The 19,779-nt window shown below is 71.4% G+C and carries 22 protein-coding genes and 2 tRNA genes; 19 read left to right on the forward strand and 5 right to left on the reverse strand.

Features of this window, described 5'->3' with window-relative positions; all coding sequences use genetic code 11:
- Positions 1-3 precede the first annotated feature (3 nt).
- Positions 4-447: a DUF2752 domain-containing protein gene (locus tag HUO13_RS09815; protein WP_211901115.1), complete on the forward strand. Its 444-nt coding sequence runs from the start codon at positions 4-6 to the stop codon at positions 445-447.
- A gap of 40 nt (positions 448-487) precedes the next feature.
- Here HUO13_RS09815 and HUO13_RS09820 read toward each other — a convergent pair whose 3' ends face one another.
- A complete protein-coding gene (locus HUO13_RS09820; protein WP_211901116.1) occupies positions 488-889 on the reverse strand; it encodes a DUF4190 domain-containing protein in 402 nt (133 codons plus the stop codon).
- Positions 890-1,095: 206 nt separating this feature from the next.
- Here HUO13_RS09820 and recO point away from each other — a divergent pair, with 206 nt between their 5' ends.
- The 6 genes from recO to HUO13_RS09850 all read left to right on the forward strand — a co-directional run bounded on the left by recO (position 1,096) and on the right by HUO13_RS09850 (position 5,768).
- The gene (recO, locus tag HUO13_RS09825; protein WP_211901117.1) at positions 1,096-1,917 is read left to right on the forward strand and encodes a DNA repair protein RecO; all 822 of its coding nucleotides are present in this window, start codon (positions 1,096-1,098) and stop codon (positions 1,915-1,917) included.
- Positions 1,914-2,519 carry a GNAT family N-acetyltransferase gene (locus HUO13_RS09830; RefSeq protein ID WP_249124588.1) on the forward strand — a complete coding sequence of 202 codons (606 nt, stop codon included), beginning with the start codon at positions 1,914-1,916 and terminating at the stop codon, positions 2,517-2,519. The genes recO and HUO13_RS09830 overlap by 4 nt, the downstream gene beginning before the upstream one ends.
- 104 nt (positions 2,520-2,623) lie before the next feature.
- Entirely contained in the window at positions 2,624-3,496 is an 873-nt protein-coding gene (locus tag HUO13_RS09835; protein WP_211901118.1) for an isoprenyl transferase, read from the forward strand.
- Positions 3,493-3,924, forward strand: coding sequence for a hypothetical protein (locus HUO13_RS09840; RefSeq protein ID WP_211901119.1), 432 nt, complete (start codon positions 3,493-3,495; stop codon positions 3,922-3,924). The genes HUO13_RS09835 and HUO13_RS09840 overlap by 4 nt, the downstream gene beginning before the upstream one ends.
- Positions 3,925-4,041: 117 nt before the next feature.
- Positions 4,042-5,052, forward strand: a complete 1,011-nt coding sequence (locus HUO13_RS09845) for a permease (protein WP_211901120.1) — start codon at positions 4,042-4,044, stop codon at positions 5,050-5,052.
- The gene (locus HUO13_RS09850; protein ID WP_211901121.1) at positions 5,052-5,768 is read left to right on the forward strand and encodes a TIGR03943 family putative permease subunit; all 717 of its coding nucleotides are present in this window, start codon (positions 5,052-5,054) and stop codon (positions 5,766-5,768) included. Before HUO13_RS09845 ends, HUO13_RS09850 begins: the two co-directional genes overlap by 1 nt.
- 4 nt (positions 5,769-5,772) lie before the next feature.
- Here the strand turns inward: HUO13_RS09850 and HUO13_RS09855 are convergent, their stop codons facing one another.
- Positions 5,773-6,195: a Fur family transcriptional regulator gene (locus tag HUO13_RS09855; RefSeq protein WP_211901122.1), complete on the reverse strand. Its 423-nt coding sequence runs from the start codon at positions 6,193-6,195 to the stop codon at positions 5,773-5,775.
- Positions 6,192-6,674 carry an ArsR/SmtB family transcription factor gene (locus HUO13_RS09860; RefSeq protein ID WP_211901123.1) on the reverse strand — a complete coding sequence of 161 codons (483 nt, stop codon included), beginning with the start codon at positions 6,672-6,674 and terminating at the stop codon, positions 6,192-6,194. Before HUO13_RS09860 ends, HUO13_RS09855 begins: the two co-directional genes overlap by 4 nt.
- 277 nt (positions 6,675-6,951) lie before the next feature.
- Between HUO13_RS09860 and HUO13_RS09865 the strand changes: the two genes are divergently transcribed.
- The 5 genes from HUO13_RS09865 (at position 6,952) to HUO13_RS09885 (ending at position 12,077) form a co-directional block, all read left to right on the forward strand.
- Positions 6,952-8,337: a glycine--tRNA ligase gene (locus HUO13_RS09865; protein WP_211902780.1), complete on the forward strand. Its 1,386-nt coding sequence runs from the start codon at positions 6,952-6,954 to the stop codon at positions 8,335-8,337.
- A 76-nt stretch (positions 8,338-8,413) separates the two neighbouring features.
- Positions 8,414-9,082, forward strand: coding sequence for a YdcF family protein (locus HUO13_RS09870; protein WP_249124590.1), 669 nt, complete (start codon positions 8,414-8,416; stop codon positions 9,080-9,082).
- Between the two features lie 76 nt (positions 9,083-9,158).
- Positions 9,159-10,466 (forward strand): deoxyguanosinetriphosphate triphosphohydrolase, encoded by a 1,308-nt coding sequence (locus tag HUO13_RS09875; protein WP_211901124.1) that lies wholly within the window; start codon positions 9,159-9,161, stop codon positions 10,464-10,466.
- A 228-nt stretch (positions 10,467-10,694) separates the two neighbouring features.
- Complete coding sequence (locus tag HUO13_RS09880) at positions 10,695-10,880, forward strand: hypothetical protein (protein ID WP_009948025.1); 186 nt, start codon at positions 10,695-10,697, stop codon at positions 10,878-10,880.
- Between the two features lie 90 nt (positions 10,881-10,970).
- On the forward strand, positions 10,971-12,077 hold the full coding sequence (locus HUO13_RS09885; RefSeq protein ID WP_211901125.1) for a serpin family protein: 1,107 nt from the start codon (positions 10,971-10,973) through the stop codon (positions 12,075-12,077).
- Here HUO13_RS09885 and HUO13_RS09890 read toward each other — a convergent pair.
- Positions 12,044-12,976: a sigma-70 family RNA polymerase sigma factor gene (locus HUO13_RS09890; RefSeq protein WP_211901126.1), complete on the reverse strand. Its 933-nt coding sequence runs from the start codon at positions 12,974-12,976 to the stop codon at positions 12,044-12,046. The genes HUO13_RS09885 and HUO13_RS09890 overlap by 34 nt on opposite strands.
- A gap of 116 nt (positions 12,977-13,092) precedes the next feature.
- Between HUO13_RS09890 and dnaG the strand changes: the two genes are divergently transcribed.
- From dnaG to HUO13_RS09920, 6 genes are all read left to right on the forward strand, one after another.
- The gene (dnaG, locus tag HUO13_RS09895) at positions 13,093-14,985 is read left to right on the forward strand and encodes a DNA primase (protein WP_211901127.1); all 1,893 of its coding nucleotides are present in this window, start codon (positions 13,093-13,095) and stop codon (positions 14,983-14,985) included.
- On the forward strand, positions 14,982-15,527 hold the full coding sequence (locus HUO13_RS09900) for a hypothetical protein (RefSeq protein ID WP_249124592.1): 546 nt from the start codon (positions 14,982-14,984) through the stop codon (positions 15,525-15,527). The genes dnaG and HUO13_RS09900 overlap by 4 nt, the downstream gene beginning before the upstream one ends.
- A gap of 29 nt (positions 15,528-15,556) precedes the next feature.
- Positions 15,557-16,318 carry a trans-aconitate 2-methyltransferase gene (locus HUO13_RS09905; RefSeq protein ID WP_211901128.1) on the forward strand — a complete coding sequence of 254 codons (762 nt, stop codon included), beginning with the start codon at positions 15,557-15,559 and terminating at the stop codon, positions 16,316-16,318.
- 121 nt (positions 16,319-16,439) lie between these two features.
- Positions 16,440-16,512: transfer RNA gene (locus tag HUO13_RS09910), tRNA-Asn, on the forward strand.
- A 178-nt stretch (positions 16,513-16,690) separates the two neighbouring features.
- Positions 16,691-17,122: a hypothetical protein gene (locus HUO13_RS09915; protein WP_211901129.1), complete on the forward strand. Its 432-nt coding sequence runs from the start codon at positions 16,691-16,693 to the stop codon at positions 17,120-17,122.
- Between the two features lie 478 nt (positions 17,123-17,600).
- The gene (locus tag HUO13_RS09920; RefSeq protein ID WP_211901130.1) at positions 17,601-17,795 is read left to right on the forward strand and encodes a hypothetical protein; all 195 of its coding nucleotides are present in this window, start codon (positions 17,601-17,603) and stop codon (positions 17,793-17,795) included.
- A gap of 674 nt (positions 17,796-18,469) precedes the next feature.
- On the opposite strand, the gene HUO13_RS09925 is transcribed toward HUO13_RS09920, so the two are convergent.
- A tRNA-Ile gene (locus HUO13_RS09925) sits at positions 18,470-18,547 on the reverse strand.
- A gap of 327 nt (positions 18,548-18,874) precedes the next feature.
- Here HUO13_RS09925 and HUO13_RS09930 point away from each other — a divergent pair.
- Positions 18,875-19,777, forward strand: coding sequence for a GNAT family N-acetyltransferase (locus HUO13_RS09930; RefSeq protein ID WP_211901131.1), 903 nt, complete (start codon positions 18,875-18,877; stop codon positions 19,775-19,777).
- The last annotated feature ends 2 nt before the right edge of the window (positions 19,778-19,779 follow it).

Consider the following 19,779-nt stretch of genomic DNA (forward strand, 5'->3'; position numbering starts at 1 on the left):
CCAATGACGGACGCGGCAGGCCACGCGCCGCGCGGAGGGGGCGTCCGGTCGCTGCTGTTCCCGGCGGCGACGGCGCTGGCGGGGTGCGCGGCCGCCGCGGTCGTCTGGTTCGCCGACCCGACCTCCGACGCCGGGTTCCCGTTGCCGCCCTGCCCGGTCAAGTTGCTGTTCGGCCTGGACTGCCCCGGATGCGGCGCGAGCAGGATGGTCTACAGCCTGCTGCACGGTGACGTGCTCTCGGCGCTGCACTACAACGCGGTGGCCCTGGTGTTCGTCCCGTTCTTCCTGTGGACCTGGGGAGCGTGGGTGCTGGGCCGGTGGCGGGGGCGCAGGGTCATCACCTGGGAGCACTGGCGCTGGTCGCCGCTGGTGGCGCTGATCGTCATCGCCGTGTGGTCGGTGGTGCGCAACCTGCCGTTCCCGCCCTTCGAGTGGCTCTACGTCTGAGCCGGGATACCCAGGGCGACACCGGCTCGGAGTGGACAACTCAGTCGAACTCCTCCTGGATTTCCGGGCCGAGCACTCCGGAGGCCGCCAGGATCACGAAGGTGATCAGCAGAGCCCAGAGCCCGAAGGTGATCCAGCCGACGATGATCCCGGTGATGGCCATGCCGCCGCCGAGGTTCTGCTGCGGATCCCTCTTGATCTTGCCCTGGGCGACGTGCCCGAGGATGGCGCCGACCGGCCCCATGAGGATCGCGCCGTAGCAACTGATGACCCCGACCAGCGACACCACCATCGAAGCGATCGCGAGGCCGTTGTACCTGGGCATCAGGTACGGCGGCGGATACCCGGGATGGTGGTAGGGGTTCTGCGTGTACCCCGGCTGCGGATACGGCTGCGGGTATCCGGGCTGGTCCTGTGGCTGCGGGTCCTGGGGGTAGGTCATCGGGGTCCTCTCGGGGGTACTTCGAGGCGGCGCGTGTCGGTGGTTGGACGAATGCGAGCCGCTGTCAGATCCCTTGGATTCTGCTGCATGGCGGTCCCCACATGTGCGCCAAGACCGAATTGAGACCGCGGATACCCCGTAAGACCACCGCCGCGGGTCGGTGCCTTGCCTCCCGTCGACGCCCGAAGAGGTGAGACGATGCGCAGGTGAGCCTCTACCGGGATTCCGCGGTCGTGCTGCGGGTGCAGAAGCTGGGTGAGGCCGACCGGATCATCACGCTGCTGACCAGGCGCTACGGCAAGGTGCGTGCCGTCGCCAAGGGTGTGCGCCGGACGACCTCGCGCTTCGGTGCGCGCGTGGAGCCGTTCTGCCACATCGACGTGCAGCTCTACACCGGCCGCACCCTCGACGTCATCACCCAGGTGCAGACGCTGGACGCCTTCGGTGCGCACATCGTCGACGACTACCAGCGCTACACCTCGGCGTGCGCGGTGCTGGAGACCGTCGACCGGCTCGCCGCCGAGGAGGGCGAGCCCGTCCTGCGGCTCTACCTGCTGGCCACCGGCGCCCTGCGGGCGCTGGCGGGCCGGGAGCGGGACTCGTCGCTGGTGCTCGACGCCTTCCTGCTGCGGGCGATGTCCTTCGCGGGCTGGGCCCCGGCGCTGGACGAGTGCGCCCGCTGCAACGCGCGTGGCCCGCACGCCGCCTTCAACGTCGCCGCGGGCGGCGCGGTCTGCGCGGAGTGCAGGCCCGCCGGGTCGGTGCGCCCGTCGGCGGCGACGCTGCCGCTGCTGGAGGCGCTGCTGCACGGCGACTGGGCGGTGGCCGAGGCGGCCACCACGCCGGTGCGGCGGGAGGGCAGCGGCCTGATCGCCGCGCACCTGCAGTGGCACATGGAACGCCAGCTCCGCTCGCTGCCGCTGGTCGAGCGGTCGGAGTGGAAGGTGCCCGAGATCATCCGCGAGCGCGCCGCGGAGCTGGGAGCGACCCGGGACCCGGTGGCCTCGCCTGCCGGGGAGGACGGTTGATCGTCCGGAGCTGGCGACCGGGCGATGCCCGAGCAGTGCACCGGATCTGCGTCCAGACCGGCGACGCGGGCGATCCGGTGCACCCGATCCTGGACGACCCGGACCTGGTGGCCTACGTCTTCGCCGACCCGTACCTGCTGCTGCAGCCCGAGCTGGCGTTCGTGGCCGAGTCCGGCGGCACGGTGCTGGGCTACGTGGTCGCCGCGTTGCACACCGAGGAGTTCTACGCGCGGTGGCAGTTCGAGTGGGCGCCCAGGTTCGCCGCGACGCATCCGGCGAGCCGCCGGGTCGACGCCGGCAGCGCCGACAGCCAGCTGCGGGCGTTCCTGCACCGGCCACGGCTGATGGTGCCGCCGCACCTGGACCGCTACCCCTCCCACCTGCACATCAACCTGCTCCCCGGCGCCAGGAGGCGGGGAGCGGGCAAGCAGCTGATGCACGCGCTGTTCCGCCAGCTGGCCCGCGCGGGCTCGCCCGGCGTGCAGCTCGGGGTGCGGGTCGACAACACCAGGGCCCAGGCTTTCTACCGGGCGACCGGCATGAGCAGGCTCGCCTCCGACGACCGCGCGGAGGTCCGCTTCGGGCTACCACTGAACGGCTGAACGGGGACCGTCCGGGACAATGGCGGACCGGCAGGACCCAGTCCGGCACACCGCAACCCCGCCTCGCCCGCGGAGAGGGTGAGGCGACGAAGGAGTACGAACACATGCTGCGACGCCGTGGCCGAGGCAAGGACGACCCGAGCGTGCGGCCGCCGGATCCGCACCCGTCGGGGGCGCGCCCGCCCGCGCTGCCGCCTGAGCTCGTGCCCCAGCACGTCGCCATCGTCATGGACGGCAACGGGCGCTGGGCCAACGAGCGCGGGCTGCCCCGGATCGAGGGCCACAAGCGCGGCGAGGCGGTGGTGCTGGAGCTGGCGCGCGGCGCGATCGAGATCGGCGTGAAGTGGCTCTCGCTCTACGCCTTCTCCACCGAGAACTGGAAGCGCAGCCCGGAGGAAGTGCGCTTCCTGATGGGCTTCAACCGCGACGTCATCGCCCGCCGCGTCGACGAGCTCGACGAGCTCGGCGTCCGGGTGCGCTGGGCGGGCCGCAAGCCCAAGCTGTGGCGCAGCGTGGTCAAGCAGCTGCAGGACGCCGAGGTGCGCACGCGGAGCAACGAGGTCATGAACCTGACCATGTGCGTGAACTACGGTGGACGCGCCGAGGTCGGTGACGCTGCCCGGGAGATCGCCAGGCTCGCCGCCGCAGGCAGGATCAACCCGGAGAAGGTGGACGAGCGGACGGTGGCCAAGTACCTGTACCAGCCGGAGATGCCCGACGTCGACCTGTTCATCCGGCCGTCGGGGGAGCAGCGCACGTCGAACTTCCTGCTCTGGCAGTCCGCCTACGCCGAGCTGGTCTTCCAGGACACGCTGTTCCCCGACGTCGACCGGACGCACCTGTGGCGCGCCTGCGAGCAGTACGCGCGGCGGGACCGGCGCTTCGGCGGCGCGATCGACCGCGCCGCGCAGGAGGCCGGTGAAGGGGCGGGGGAGACCCCGCCCACGACCGAGACCGCCCAGGAGGGCACCCGATGACCCAGGAGGCCGCCACCACCGCGGAGCTGATGACCGCGGCCAAGGAGGCGCTGGAGACCTACCACGACGTCCACGTCGACGACGACGGCGCGCTGACCTTCCGGCACGCCGAGGTGCCGTGCGCGGTGCAGGCGATGCAGCTCGCCGAGGGACTGACCGTGCTGAGCCTGACCTGCGTGGTGGCCTGGGACCTGCCGCACAGCGACCAGCTCGCCCAGTCCGCGGCCGAACGTGCCGGGCAGGGCCTGTTCGGCACGCTGGGCGTGGTCCGCACCGAGCGCGGGATGGACGTCACCCTGCGCTACGCGTTCCCCGCGCAGGGCATGGACCCGACACCGCTCGGCACGCTGCTGATGCTGGTCGTCTCGACCGCTTCGCAGTTGCGCGGCGAGCTGCTCGCCGAGACCGAAGGACCTGCCGCCAAGTAGCGAGGGGAGAGGCGCGGGCGCTCTGCGGGCCCTGGTCGGCGCGGTGCTGCCGCGCGGCCCGGTCCCTTCTTCGCCCTACTGCGAACGATTATCAGTTCGAACTGGCAGGATGGTCCGGTGACCACCACCGCCCGGCCACCGGACCGTGCGCGCCCGCGCCGCGCGATCACCTCCCTCGAAGTGCTCTGCGTGCTGCTCGTGGCCGCGGTGGTGTTCCAGGCACCGCTGGCCTCGATGCTGGACGTGCCCGCCGTGCGCACCGGTTCGACCGTGTTCGTCGCCGTCTGCGTGCAGGCGCTGCCGTTCCTGGTCCTCGGGGTGCTGATCAGCGGTCTCATCGCGGCGTTCGTCCCGCCGGGCGCGTTGCGGCGGATGCTGCCCGCCAACACCGCGGCGGCGGTGCCCGTCGCGGGTGTCGCCGGGCTCGCGCTGCCCGGCTGCGAGTGCGCTTCGGTGCCCGTCGCCCGCCGCCTGATGCAGCAGGGCGTCGCGCCCGCCGCGGCGCTGGCGTTCCTGCTGGCCGCACCGGCGGTGAACCCGATCGTGCTGGTCTCGACCGCGGTGGCCTTCCCCTCCGAGCCGCGGATGGTGCTCGCGCGCTTCCTCGCCGCGATGCTCACCGCCTGCGTGATGGGCTGGCTGTGGGTCCGCCTGGGCAAAGCCGAGTGGATCGCCGAGCGTGCCCTGCGCCGGATGGAGAGCCGCCACACCACGGGCAGCCGCTGGGTGGTGTTCGCCGAGACCGCCCGCCACGACCTCGTCGAGGCGGCCGGGTTCCTGGTGCTGGGCGGCCTGACCTCGGCGGTGTTCAACGTGCTGGTGCCCGCGGAGTGGATGCGCTCGCTGGGTGGTCAGCTGGTGCTGGGCGTGCTGGTGATGGCCGTGCTGGCGGTCGTGCTCGCGCTGTGCAGCGAGGCCGACGCCTTCGTCGCGGCGTCGCTGTCGGGCCTGCCGCTCATCCCGAAGCTCGTCTTCCTGGTCGTCGGCCCGGCGGTCGACATCAAGCTGATCGCCCTGCAGTCGGGCACCTTCGGCCGCCGGTTCGCGGCCCGGTTCGCCCCGGCGACGTTCGTGGTGGCGATCGGCTGCTCGGTGGCCGTCGGCGCGTTGCTCCTCGGAGGTGCCTGATGCGGCGCGAGACCCAGAACCTGCTGTTGCTGCTGCTCGGCGGTGCGCTTCTGAAGATCGCCCTCGGCGGCACCTACCTGCGCTACGTCAAGCCCGGCCTGTTCCCGTGGCTGGTGGCGGCCGGCGGCGTGATCGTCCTGCTGGCGGTGTTCGCGATCGTGCGCGACATCCGCTCGGGCGGAGCCCAGCACGACGAGCACGACCACGACCACGGCTCGCGCAGCCCGTGGATGCTGCTCCTGCCCGTCTTCGCGATCTTCCTGGTCGCCCCGCCAGCGCTGGGCTCGGACTCGGTCGACCGCGCCGGGGCCGTCGCGCCGCAGAAGCCGCGCGAGTCGCTGTTCGAGGACCTGCCCGCGGCCCCGTCGCCGCTGCTGAGCCTCTCGGAGTTCGTCACGCGGGTGGTGTGGGACGACAGCGGCGCGCTCGACGGCCGATCAGTGCGCCTGCAGGGCTTCGTCGTGAAGAAGGAGGGTGAGCCGGTGCGGCTGGCCCGGATGCGGATCAGCTGCTGCGCGGCGGACGCGGCGCCGGTGCGGGCCGACCTCGCGGGACCGGCGGCCGGGCGGACCGCCGCGCTGCCGTCGGACACCTGGATCGAGGTGACCGGCGTGCTCCGGCCCGGCAGCGCCACAGAGGCCAACGGGCACGTGCCGACGGTCGACATCACCGACGTCCGGACCATCCCGGCCCCCGCCGACCCGTACGAGTACTGACGCCTCAGCGCGCGGCGGCGCACTCCGGGCAGGTGCCGATGATCTCCACGGTGTGGTTGACCTCGGAGAACCCGTGCTCCTGGGCGATGCGCTCCGCCCAGTTCTCCACCGGCGGGTCGGCGACCTCGACGGTCCGCCCGCAGTGCCTGCACACCAGGTGGTGGTGATGATCGGTGGAGCAGCGGCGGTAGACCGCCTCACCGGAGTCGGTGCGCAGCACGTCGATCTCGCCCGCGTCGGCCAGGGTCTGCAGGGTGCGGTAGACGGTGGTCAGCCCGATGCCCTCGCCCTGCCGCCGCAGCTGCTCGTGCAGCTCCTGCGCCGAGCGGAAGTCCTCGACCTCGCTGAGCAGCTTGGCGACCGCCGCTCGTTGCCTGGTGGCCCGCAGCCCCGGTACGCCGGCTGCGGAGCGCTCGCCGGTGGTCACGCTGTCTCCGTCTCCTGTCGGTGCGGTTCGATGGTCCGGGTCGTCGCGGTGGGACGCGGCCGCCTGCCCGAGATCTCCTCGGCGTGCGTCGCCGCGTCCACCACGATGTGCGCCAGGTGCTCGTCGACCAGCCGGTAGACGACCTCCCTGCCGTGCCGCTCGCCGTGCACGACGCCCGCCGACTTCAGCACCCGCAGGTGCTGGCTGATCAGCGGCTGGGTGACGCCGAGCGCCTCGACGAGCTCGTGCACGCAGCGCTCGCCCGAGCGGAGCTGGAGCACGATCGCGATGCGGACCGGCGCGGCCAGCGCGCGCAGCAGCTCACCGGCCTCCACCAGGGTCTGCTGGTCCCGCATCGGCACGGGGCGCCGCGTCTCCCGCTCCGGCGAGTGAACGTGCTCCTCGGCGTGGTCGGGATGCCCGGTGCCGGCGGCCGGCCCGGCCGGCTGCGGGACGGAGTCCGGAGTGACAGCGGGCATGGTGTCCTTCCCGGCGTTGTCTCGCCTGATCGAAGCGGGCAGATCCGCACGACGCCCGGTCCGCGGTCGGGCACCCGCCTCGAACGCGACGCGCTCTGCCCACACCATCCTACGGGTAGCCCGGCCGCGCTTCGTCACATCGACCCCGGGGTACCCGCGGCGGCGTGCGGGGTGGGGCGGACAATGCGGTCGCACGCATGGGTACGCTGGGAAACTCAGCACTCATCGTGCTTGACCAGCCCGTTCGGCCACACCATCTGATATTTCCGGAGTGAACGTGCCCGCCGACAAGATCGACACGATCGTCAATCTCTGCAAGCGCCGTGGTTTCGTCTACCCGTCGGGGGAGATCTACGGCGGTACCCGGTCGGCTTGGGACTACGGCCCGCTCGGAGTCGAGCTGAAGGACAACATCAAGCGGCAGTGGTGGAAGGCCGTCGTGCAGGGCCGCGAGGACGTCGTCGGCCTGGACTCCTCGGTGATCCTGCCCCGCCCGGTCTGGGAGGCCTCCGGCCACGTCGGCGCCTTCCACGACCCGCTGGTCGAGTGCACCTCGTGCCACCACCGGTTCCGCGGCGACCACCTCGCCGAGGAGTACACCGAGCGCACCGGCAAGGAGCTCGCCGAGGGCGACCTCTCCGAGGTCCCGTGCCCGAACTGCGGCAACCGCGGCCAGTTCACCGAGCCGCGCGAGTTCAACATGATGCTCAAGACCTTCCTCGGCCCGGTGGAGAGCGAGGAGGGCCTGCACTACCTGCGGCCGGAGACCGCGCAGGGCATCTTCGTCAACTTCGCCAACGTGATGACCACCGCGCGCCGCAAGCCGCCGTTCGGTATCGGCCAGATCGGCAAGTCGTTCCGCAACGAGATCACCCCGGGCAACTTCATCTTCCGCACCCGCGAGTTCGAGCAGATGGAGATGGAGTACTTCGTCGAGCCGGGTGAGGACGAGTCCTGGCACCAGTACTGGATCGACCAGCGCATGGGCTGGTACACCGACCTCGGCATCGACCCGGAGAACCTGCGGCTCTACGAGCACCCGAAGGACAAGCTCTCGCACTACTCCAAGCGGACCGTCGACATCGAGTACCGGTTCGGCTTCGGCGGCGGTGAGTGGGGCGAGCTGGAGGGCATCGCCAACCGCACCGACTTCGACCTCACCACCCACTCCAACCACTCCGGTGTCGACCTGTCCTACTTCGACCAGGCCAGCAAGTCGCGGTACCGGCCCTACGTGATCGAGCCGGCGGCGGGTGTGGGCCGTCCGATGATGGCGTTCCTGGTCGACGCCTACCACGAGGACCAGGCCCCCAACGCCAAGGGCGGCGTGGACGAGCGGACGGTGCTCAAGCTCGACCGCAGGCTGGCGCCGGTCAAGGTGGCCGTGCTCCCGCTCTCGCGCAACACCGAGCTGTCGCCGAAGGCGCGCGACCTGGCCACCGGCCTGCGCAAGCACTGGAACATCGAGTTCGACGACGCCGGTGCGATCGGCCGCCGCTACCGCCGCCACGACGAGATCGGCACGCCGTTCTGCGTCACGGTCGACTTCGACTCGCTGACCGACCACGCCGTCACGGTCCGCGAGCGCGACACGATGGCCCAGGAGCGGGTGGCGATGGACAAGCTGGAGGACTACCTGGCCGTCCGGCTGCTCGGCTGCTGAACCCGCGGGCGGACGGGCCTGCCGCACGGCAGGCCCGTCCGCTCACCGCCGGACCTTGGATCGGGGATCTGGGATCATGCGCGATGTGAGTACTTCTCGAGCCGGTCGTTCCGGGGGCCCCCGGTTAGCCGTGGTCCTGCGGCGCGTGGTCCTCGGCGCGCTGCTGGTCGCCCTGCTGGTGGGTGGCGGCACCGCGTTCCGGGTGTGGCAGGTCGCCCGCGCCGACGAGCGCAGGCCGGTGGACATGGTGGTCGTGCTCGGCGCGGCCCAGTACCACGGCAAGCCCTCGGACGTGCTCGAGGCGAGGCTGAAGCAGGCGCTCGAGCTCTACCGCGAGGGCATGACCGACCACATCGTCACGGTCGGCGGCAGGCAGACCGGCGACAAGTACACCGAGGCGCAGGCCGGCAAGAAGTGGCTGGTCGAGGAGGGCGTACCGGCCGACCGGATAACCGACGTCGACGTCGGCAGCGACACCCTGGGAAGCGTGCGGGCCGTGGCGGCGCTGGCCGGTCAGCACGGCTGGAGCAGCGCGCTGATCGTCAGCGACCCGTGGCACTCGCTGCGCGCCAGGACGATGGCCAACGACTTCGGGCTGGATACCTGGGCTTCGCCGACGCGGTCCGGGCCGATCGTGCAGACCCGCGAGATCCAGTTCCAGTACATCTTCCGCGAGACCGGGGCGCTGCTGTACTACCGGCTCACCCACGCCCCGGCCGAGCTCACCGGCGACGGCCTGGGCTGACGCGGCCGCCCGGTCGTGCGGTGATCCGGCCCGCGACGTGCCCGATCTGTCGGCGGGCACCCGTAGGCTTGGGTCGATGAGCGACCGAGTGGGCGCAGAACTGCCCGGCTACCGCGAACACGACCTTCGGCGCCTGCTCCCCGAGCAGCCGAAGGAAGCCGCGCTGCCCGGCTCGGCCCGCGAGGACCGCACCCCTTTCTCCCGCGACCGCGCCCGGGTCCTGCACTCCGCCGCGCTGCGGCGGCTGGCGGGCAAGACCCAGGTCATGGGGCCCGGCGAGGGCGACGTGCCGCGGACCCGGCTGACCCACTCCCTGGAGGTCGCACAGATCGGCCGCGGCATCGCCGAGGCGCTCGGCGCCGACCCGGACCTGGTCGACACCGCCGGGCTGGCCCACGACATCGGCCACCCGCCGTTCGGGCACAACGGCGAGCGCGCGCTCGACGACCTCTCCGAGCACATCGGCGGTTTCGAGGGCAACGCCCAGACCCTGCGCATCCTGGTCCGGCTCGAACCGAAGCTGGTCGCCGACGACGGCTCCGGGCGCGGTCTCAACCTGACGCGGGCGTGCCTGGACGCGGCCACCAAGTACCCGTGGCCCAAGCAGCCGGGCAACCCGAAGTTCGGCGTGTACGCCGACGACCTGGAAGTCTTCGGGTGGCTCCGCCGGGGTGCGCCGGAGCGCCGCCGGTGCCTGGAGGCCCAGATCATGGACTGGTCCGACGACGTCGCCTACTCCGTGCACGACGTGGAGGACGGCGTGCACTCGCAGCGCATCTCGCTGCGTTCGCTGACCAGGCCGGACGAGCGCGCAGAGATCGTGCGGATGGCGGCCAAGCACTTCTGGCGCGACGGCCGCTCGGCAGGTGACGCGCTGGCCCTGCTGGAGGACGTCGCCGGAGGGCTGGTCGAGCTGCCTGCCGTGGCCGGCGTGCTCGACTACGACGGCTCGCTGCGCTCGCAGGTCGCGCTGAAGCGCCTGACCAGCGAACTGGTCGGCCGCTTCGCCTCGGCGGCGGTGAGCGGCACCGTAGCCGAGCACGGCGCGGGCGTGCTCACCCGCTACGCCGCCGACCTGGTGGTGCCCGAGCGGGTGGTCGGCGAGGTCGCGGTGCTCAAGGCCGTCGCGCTGCGGTACGTGATGAGCGATCCGGAACGCCTGCGCATGCAGGAGCGCCAGCGGGCGCTGCTCACCGAGCTGGTCGAGGTGCTCGCGGACCGGGCGCCGGAGTCGCTGGACCCGGCGATGGCGGCGGCGTGGAAACGGGCGGCCGACGACGCCGCGCGGCTGCGGGTGGTGGTCGACCAGGTCGCCTCGCTGACCGACGCGCAGGCAGTGCACTGGCACCGCTCTCATACACGCAGCGGCACGAAACCGGTGTGAGGTACGTCCGAATGGACGGCGATCAGCGGTAGTTTTTCGGCACACTCTTTACTCAGGGTGTTCGCAGTTCCTAGCCTTCGCTGGAATGGGTGAGCGCCTGGAGCGTGACGGGTGCTGCGCTGGTCCTTTCCCCCGGCGACCAGCGCGCCAGGGACCTGTGCGCTCGCCCGCGGCGCGGTCCCCGAAGTCCCCGCGCCGCTGCCAACGTGCCCACAGGAGAGCCCCGACATGCCCAACCGGCACTACATCCAGAAGCTCGTCGCCGGCGGTGAGCCCTACGTCAACACCGACAACCTGGCGGACTGGATCAACGACCTGCGCTGGAGCGACCCCGCCGCCAGGCAGGCGGCCTCCTACATCGCCCAGGAACTGCGCCTGATGGGCTTGTCCGACGTCGAAGAGTCGCTTCGCTGACGGCCTGACACGCGCTGGACTGGCAGACTCGGCAGCAGCCGGGTACGCCCACGCGACATTCCCGTCGACCGATTGGAGTCCAGCGCGGCCATGAGCGAGCACCTCGACTTCAGCCTCAGCCTGCACAAGCACCTCGCTCCGCCACCGGAGCAGCCGTTCTGCTGGTCCCCGTACTCGGTGGCCAGCGCGCTCGGCCTGGTGACCGCCGCCGTCGGCGGCAGCACCAGGGACGAGCTCGCGGCGGCGTTGCGGATCGGCCCCGACGACCTCGGTGGCCTGCTCGACCTGCTCGCCGGCTCGGCCGAGCTCGGCGGTACCGGGCGCTCCGGTGAGGAGCCGGTGCTCGCGGTGGCCAACACCCTCTGGGCCTACGACGACCTGCTGGTCCACGAGTCGTTCCTGCGCGAGCTGAAGGGCTGGCCGGGCAGCGACGTGCGCACCGCGCCGTTCAGGGAGCGGCCGGAGGCCGCGCGGCAGCTGATCAACTCCGACGTCGAGGAGACCACCCGGGGCCTGATCCCGGAGCTGCTCCCAGAGGGCAGCGTCGACCCGGAGACCGTCGCCGCGCTGGTCAACGCCCTCTACCTGCGGACGTCGTGGCAGGAGGCGTTCGACGACAAGGCGACCGCGCCGCGAGTGTTCCACGCGCCGCAGGGCGACCGGGACGTGCCGACGATGCACGTCACCCGGCGCTTCGGCTACGCCGCCGCAGGCGGCTGGCAGGCCGTGACGATCCCGGCGGCGGGCGGTGTCGACGGCGTCGTGCTGCTGCCCGACGAGGGGCTGGACCAGGCCGAGGCCGGGCTCGACGCCGCCACGCTGGAGTCCCTGCTGTCGTCGGCCGAGCAGCAGCGGGTGGAGCTGCTGCTGCCGAAGTTCGACGTGCGCGGTGCGGCGGAGCTGCAACGGCCGCTCGGCGCGCTGGGCGTGCGCACGGTGTTCACGCCGGGAGCGGACTTCTCGCCGCTGACCGACCGCACGCTGCGCGTCTCGACCGTCGTGCACCGGTCGGTGCTGCGCGTCGACGAGAACGGGCTGGAAGGTGCCGCCGCCACGGCGGCGATGATGCGGCTCACCGCGATCGTGCGCGAGGAGGAGCCGCTCCGCGTAGAGGTCGACCGGCCGTTCCTGTTCCTGGTGCGCCACCGCAAGACCGGCGCGGTCTACTTCCTGGCCCGCGTGGTCGACCCGGCCTGAAGTCCCGGGGCTCGGACCGGAGCGCGGACGAGCTTGTCCGGGTTGACGATGTCGAACACCTCGCTGATCAGGCCGTCGCGGCAGGCGAAGGTGACGACCCGGCCCTGCCGCTCGGGCAGGGCCGGGAACACCAGGCCCAGGTCGCCGTTGACCAGCACCGGGCGCATGCCCGAGTACAGGGTCTCGCCGTACTTCGCGAGCAACCCGGCGAGGAAACGCGCGATCTTCTCCTGGCCGAGGATCGGCCTGCGGGCCGTGCTGGCCCTGCCGTCGCTGTCCCCGAACAGGGCAGCCTGCGGGTGCAGCGCGCGGGTGATCTCGGTGATGTCGCCCGAGGAGAGCGCGGCGAGGAGGTTGTCGAGCACCCGCCGCTGCTCGGGCAAGGGCACGCGGGGCGCAGGCTCGGCCGCGGCCAGCGCCCGCCGCGCCCGCGACGCGTGCTGGCGGGCGGTGGCCACCGCGCACCCGGCGATCTCGGCGATCTCGGTGAACGGGACGTCGAATCCGTCGTGCAGCACGAACGCCAGCCGCTGCTCCGGAGACAGCTCGTGCAGCACGCGCAACGCCGCCATCCGGATGTCGTCCCTGGTCACGACGATGTTCTGCGGGTCGTGCGAGTCGAGCTCGGTGACCACCGGCTCGGGCAGCCACGGCCCGACGTACTGCTCGCGGCGCACCGCCGCCGACCGCAGGCGGTCCAGGCAGATCCGGCTCACCACCGTCGTCAGCCAGGCGCCCAGCTCGCGGATCTGCGAGCGCTCCGCGGCCAGCCGCAACCACGCCTCCTGCACGGCGTCCTCGGCGTCGTCCACCCGGCCGGTGAGCCGGTAGGCGATCCCGACCAACCGGCCGCGGTGCCGGTCGAACTCGGTCGCGAGGGCGGTGTCGTCGCTGAGCACGCGGCCGATTCTGCCGCAACCGGCCGGATTCGGGGCCGATGTGCGGCCCGGGACACCACCGCGGGCACCGCCCGCCCGCGCTCGGCGCTCGATCGGGAGCCCCTAGACTGAACGACGTGGCTGGCAGGATCCGGGAAAGCGACATCGCCGAGGTACGCGAACGCAACCGGATCGACGATGTCGTCGGCGAGTACGTCGCGTTGCGCAACGCCGGTGGGGGCGCGCTGAAGGGCCTGTGCCCGTTCCACGACGAGAAGACCCCGTCGTTCAACGTGCGCCCGGGCCACGGCACGTTCCACTGCTTCGGCTGCGGTGAGGGCGGCGACGTCATCGCCTTCCTGATGAAGAGCGAGCACCTCGGCTTCGTCGAGGCCGTCGAGCGGCTGGCCGACCGGGTGGGCATCCAGCTGCAGTACGAGGGCGGCGCCGCGCCGTCCAAGCGCGATCGCGGCACCCGGACCCGGATGGTCGAGGCGCACCGCATCGCCGCGGAGTTCTACGCCGAGCAGCTCCGCTCGCCCGAGGCGCAGCCCGCCCGCGAGTACCTGGCGACGCGCGGGTTCGACGAGGCCGCGGCCACCCGCTTCGGCTGCGGGTTCGCCCCCGGCGGCTGGGACAAGCTGACGAAGTTGCTGCTGGGCAAGGGTTTCGAGCTAGACGAGCTGTACAAGAGCGGGCTGGCCAAGGAGGGCAGGCGCGGCCCGATCGACCGGTTCCACCGGCGGCTGCTGTGGCCGCTGAAGGACCTCGGCGGCGACGTGGTCGGCTTCGGCGCCCGGCGGATCTTCGACGACGACCCGATCGAGGCCAAGTACGTCAACACCTCGGCCACCCCGCTCTTCAACAAGTCCCAGGTGCTGTTCGGCATCGACCTGGCCAAACGGGAGATCGCCAAGCGCCGCCAGGCCGTCGTGGTCGAGGGCTACACCGACGTGATGGCGATGCACCTGGCAGGCGTGCCGACCGCGATCGCCTCCTGCGGCACGGCCTTCGGCGACGAGCACATCTCGGTGCTGCGCAGGCTGATGATGGACAACGACCGCTTCAGCGGCGAGGTCATCTTCACCTTCGACGGCGACGAGGCCGGGCAGAAGGCGGCGCTGAAGGCGTTCGAGGGCGACCAGCAGTTCACCACCCACACCTACATCGCCATCACCCCGGACGGCATGGACCCGTGCGAGCTGCGCGAGGCGAGGGGCGACACCGCGGTCAAGGACGTGGTCGCCCGCCGCCGGGAGCTGTTCGAGTTCGCCATCCGCAGCAAGCTCAAGGGCTTCGACCTGGACTCCGTCGACGGCCGGGTCGCGGCCCTGCAGGAGACGGTGCCGCTGGTGGCCCGCATCAAGGACGTCGAACGCCGCGACGGCTTCGCCGCCAAGCTCGCCTGGTGGGCGGGCTGGACCGACGAGAACCAGGTGGTGCGCCGGGTCCGGGAGGCGGCGGGGGCGGCCCCGGCCAAGCCCCGCAGGCGCGCGCCGCGCGGGCAGGAACCGCTGGGCATCGAGGTCGACCTGCCGAAGCGGCCGCCCCGGCACGACCCGCGCTGGCTGGAGCGGGAGACGCTCAAGGCCGCGTTGCAGGTGCCCGCGCTGGCCGGGCCGCTGTACGACTCGCTGCCGGAGGAGGCTTTCACCGAGTCCGCCTACGCAGAGCTGCACCGCGCCGTGCTCGCCGCTGGGGGCACCTCCAGCGGCCTGGCCGGCGTCGCGCTGGTGGACGCGGTCGGCAGGCACTGCGAGAGCTCGGTGACCCGCAGCCTGCTCACCGAGCTGGCCGTGGAGACGCCCGACACCAAGTCCGAGGAGGATCCCCGCTACGTCAGCGGCGTGATCGCCCGGTTGCAGGAGTGCCTGGTCAGCAGGCAGATCGCCGACATCAAGTCCAAGGTCCAGCGGATGTCGCCGCTGGAGGACCCCGACGAGTACAACGCGCTGTTCGGCGACCTGGTGGCCCTGGAGGGCTACCGCAAGTCGCTGCTGGACCAGGCGCACGCGCTGGGGGCGCTGTGAGCTCCTGGCTCAGCCGGTTCATGGCCAGGCTCAGCGGCACGGCCGCGTTGCCCGAGGGGTTCGCAGGTCGCCTCGACGCCGACGAGCACGTGCTCGCCGTCGCGGGCAGCCAGGACGGACCGGTGGTCGCGACGCACCTCGGGCTGTGGGTGCCCGAGGGCGAGGGCACCCGCCGGATCGGCTGGCACCTGCTCAGCAAGGCCACCTGGAACGACGGTGAACTGGGGCTCATCGAGGCCGAGGAGGCCGGTGGGGCCGGTGGTGCCGTGCTGCTGCGCGACCTGCCGCGCAGGCGCCTCGCGCTGACCTCGCCCGGCCGGTTGCCCGACGTCGTGCACGCCCGCGTCACGTCGTCGATCAAGTCAAGCCAGCATCGCGACCTGGCCGGTGGCGGTGCGTGGTTCGTGCAGCGCAAGGTGCCGGGCCGGGACGGGATCGTGCTGCAGGTGCGGGCCGACGGTGACGCCGACGAGACGGCGGTCGCCGAGGTCGCGGCCGAGGTCGCCCGGCGCATCGAAGAGGCCAGGAAAGGCCGCGACTGACGAGTCGCTGCCCGGTCCGGGAGGCGTGAGTGTGGGATCAGCGGCAGTACCTGGCGTTCGGCGAGCAGCGCAACCGGCCCGCCGGTGACCTGCTGGCCGCGGTCGGCGCCCGGACCGCCCGGCGCGTGGTCGACCTGGGCTGCGGCCCGGGCAACCTCACGCCGATGCTGACCGGGCGCTGGCCGGAGGCGGCCGTGGAGGCCCTGGACTCGTCGCCGGAGATGGTGGACGCGGCCCGCTCGCGGGGTGTCGACGCCCGCGTCGAGGACGTCCGTGACTGGCGGCCGCGTCCGGACACCGACGTCGTGCTGTGCAACGCGGTCCTGCACTGGGTGCCCGAGCACGTCGACCTGCTGCGGCGGTGGATGACCGAGCTGCCCGTGGGCGCCTGGTTCGCATTCCAGGTGCCGGGCAACTTCGAGTCACCCTCCTACGCGCTGAGCCACGCGCTGATCGCCGAGCCGCAGTGGCGGGACCGGCTGTCCGGGCTCCTGCTGACCCCGCGCAGCGTGCTGCGGCCCATCGGCTACGCCGACGTGTTCGCCGACCTCGGCGTGGGCGTCGACGCCTGGGAGACCACCTACGTGCACGCGCTCAGCGGGGAGGATCCGGTGCTGGAATGGCTCAGCGGCAGCTCGCTGCGGCCGGTCCGGGCCGCCCTGGACGACCGCGGGTGGGAACGCTTCCGCGGCGAGCTGGCGCCCCGGCTGCGCGCGGCCTACCCGCAGCGTCCCGACGGCACGACGTGGTTTCCGTTCCGGCGGATCTTCTGCGTCGCCCACGTGCCGTGACACGCAGGTCACGGTATAGGTGGGGGGTGCGTGAAAGTGCTTGAGCGCATGGGCTAGAGTAGTTCCTGTCAGCGCGACGAGGGCTGACGAAGCGCCAAGCGGCGCGAAAGCTGTACAACATTCCTCCGTAGCTCAATTGGCAGAGCATTCGGCTGTTAACCGAAGGGTTACTGGTTCGAGTCCAGTCGGAGGAGCTTTCACCCCAGGTCAGATGACCTGGGGTTTTCCTTTTTGCGGACTGTGGCACTCGTACTCGCGTCTCGCCGCATCGGGTGTCGGCGGACGCCTCCGAACGAACGAAAACCATGTGCAGGGATCTCCGATCCCGATACTTTGAGACGTCCGGATCACCCGAAGGTGCGGGAGAGTGCGATGTCGGTGGCGGTCAGCCGGGTGGTGCTGGGGGTGCTGTCGGCGCTCACGATCATCGGTGGAGCGGCGCTCGTGGTCATGGTCGTCGTGTACTTCGGTGCCAGCGAGTACGTGCCGGAGCTGACCGAGTTCGGCGGGTGGGGAACGATCACGGGCATGTTCGCTCTCGCGCTGTACGTGGCGGGAGCCTTCCATGCGCCGCTGATGGGGCGGATCGGCGCGGGGATCGGCCTCGCGGGCGCCGGGTACTTCGTCAGCACGATCATCGCTGCCCTCGTCTCGCTGCTGGCGCACCGCGGCGGTCCGCAGGGCAATCTGGAGGACGGGACTCTCGGGTTCATCTGGCTCGTCGCCGGCGCGTTCTTCGCGTGGCGCGCGGCGACCGGCCGGTGGCCGGTCGCGCCGCTGTCGTCCGCCGTGCAGGAGCGGTGAGCCGGCCGCTGGGCGTGACCTCCGGACTTCGTTGCGCGGCAGGCAGGTCCGCGGCGGAGGCATGATCGGTTCTGCTATTGTGTCGGCGGGGCCAGCTGGCCGAAGGGCTGCTGGTTCGACTCCAGTCGGAGGCGCTTGAGCGCGGAGAGTCATCGGTGATCCGATGTCGCTCCTCGAAGATCGAAATCCCTCCTTCACCTGTTCGGGCGATTAAGTGTCGACACGGTCAGGTTCTGGTAACGATCTCAGCTCGGACTCCGATCCGAGTGGTGCTTGGACGTTGGCGGCCCCACTTTTGTTTTGCGGGTATCTGTGCAGGTCAGAAAGACTTCGGCGGTGAAGATCGCCGGGCAGTGCGGGGCGCGGCGCAGGCGAGATCAAGTCGTGACGCGGTTTGGCACAACGGATCTCCGGTTACCTCCGTCCTAGGAGTGGCCGGAGATCCGAACGGGGACACAACAGGACGGGGGAAGTAGGAATGTCCGCACCAGGGATCGGCAAGGAATCACACCTCACGCTGCCGGATTTCTCGGCGGTCACCAGGCTGCCCAAGCCGGTGAAAGCGCTCGTGTATCTGCTCATCCTGTCGGTGATGACCGTCGCGGCGCTCGGCGCGCTCGCCGCGACGATCGTGATCCTGGGGCAGCTCACGGGAGCGTTCTCGCTGCTCTGAGGGCCGCCCCAACACGCAGCAGGCCGGCGCACCGCACGGGTGCGCCGGCCTTTTCGCGTCGAGGGCGCGGCCGGGCGGAGCCGGGGATTCGCAACCCAGGCTCCGCGGTGTAATTGATGATTCACCATTTTTTCGCAATGGCCGCGGAATCCCTCAGGATTCGCGGTCCGGCGAATACCGGGGAAAGTCCGCGAAACATCCGGGTGTCGGGCCGGGGAAAGATCCGGGGCCTGCCGGATACGAGCCGGTGGAGGAAGGAAAGCGCCTGTCCCACAGCGGACTCCGGCACTGGCACAGCCGCGGTTGCTCGGCGAACCGCTCGGTTTCGGGCTCATGCGGTGGATCGGCCTGGGTCGCGGCGGTCGGCAGCGCCTCGTTGGCCCGTGTCAGAGATCCAGAACGACGTCGCGCTCCCGCCGCGCCCGGCCAGGAAGAAGGCGCCGCTGATCGGCTCGGCGGCGCGGGAGGCGATGACGTTGCTGTAGGGCTCGGCGGCAGGGTGGACAGCATGGTGCCGCGACAAGGACGTCTCGCGAGCTACGTGGGACGTCGCAAGGTCGGGACCAGAGGGGCTGAAGCGCTGGGTGAGGTTGGGTGGTTCGACGAACAACCCGTGGGAAACGCATGGAGTTGATCAAGCCAGCCCACGGGTGTGGCCCTGTGAACAGGGATGGTGGTGGGGCAGGTGGGATTTGAACCCACGACCTGACGGATTATGAGTCCGCTGCTCTGACCTGCTGAGCTACTGCCCCGGGTGGTCGGCGCGACACGCGCCGTCGCGGCGATCGTAGCGAGCCCGCGGCGTGTGCGGGCGTGCGGGTCGATCATCGTTGTCGGCGATCTTCGCTCTGTGCGGCGGAAGATCCGCGTTCGGCGCATTCCTCGATGGACCGATCGGCGCCAATGGGTGCCGACTCGCCGAAGGGTTTCCGGGCCACCGCAGGCCCCCGCGGCGCGTGCCCCGCGGGCCGAAAGCCTCTGCCGGGGCGGCGCCGGGCTGCCGTAGGTCTTGGTGCGGCATGCCTCCGGCACAGCCCCGGCCTTGTGCCGGGGGCACCGGCCGGGGGCGGGAGGTGGCAATGTCGACGTTCCTGCCGCCAGAGCACGAGCTACCCGCCCACACGACCAACGCCGTGCTGCGGCCGGGTGCTCCCGACGACGCCGAGGTGTGCGGCCGGGTCTGCTACCAGGCCTTCGCCGCGCTGGCCTACCAGCACGGGTTTCCCCCGGACTTCCCGTCGCCGGAGGTCGCTGTCGCCTCGGTCGCGGCGCTGCTGGCGCACCCCGGCATCTACTCGGTGGTGGCAGAGCTGGACGGGCAGGTCGTCGGGAGCAACTTCCTGGACGAGCGTTCGGCCGTCGCGGGCGTGGGGCCGGTGACCGTGGCATCGAACGTGCAGGACGCGGGTGTCGGCAGGGCGCTGATGGTCGACGTGATGCGGCGTGCCGAGCAGCGCGGCTTCCCCGGTGTGCGGCTCCTGCAGGCGGCCTACCACAACCGCTCGCTGAGCCTGTACGCCAAGCTCGGTTTCCAGATCCGCGAACTCGTGCTCAACCTGCGCGGCGAGCCGCCCGGCGGCGCACCCCTCGGCTACTTCGTGCGCCGCGCGACGAGCCAGGACCTCTTCGAGTGCAACCGGGTCTGCCGCGCCGTGCACGGCCACGACCGGGCGGGCGAGCTGCGCGACGCGCTGGCGCATGGCGTCGTCAGAGTGGTCGAACACGACGGGCGGATCACGGGCTACACGACGGGCGTGGGCTTCTACGGTCACTCCGTCGCCGCGACGAACGAGGGTGTGAAGGCGCTCATAGCCACCGTGGACGAGTTCTCCGGTCCCGGACTGCTGGTGCCCGGCCGCAACGACCAGCTCCTCGGCTGGTGCCTCGGCCACGGCATGCGCATCCGGATGGTGACGACGCTGATGACGGTCGGCCTCTACAACGAACCCTGCGGCGCCTACCTCCCCTCCATCCTGTACTAGCA

It is taken from the genome of Saccharopolyspora erythraea, from assembly GCF_018141105.1.
GTDB classification, from domain to species: Bacteria; Actinomycetota; Actinomycetes; order Mycobacteriales; family Pseudonocardiaceae; genus Saccharopolyspora_D; species Saccharopolyspora_D erythraea_A.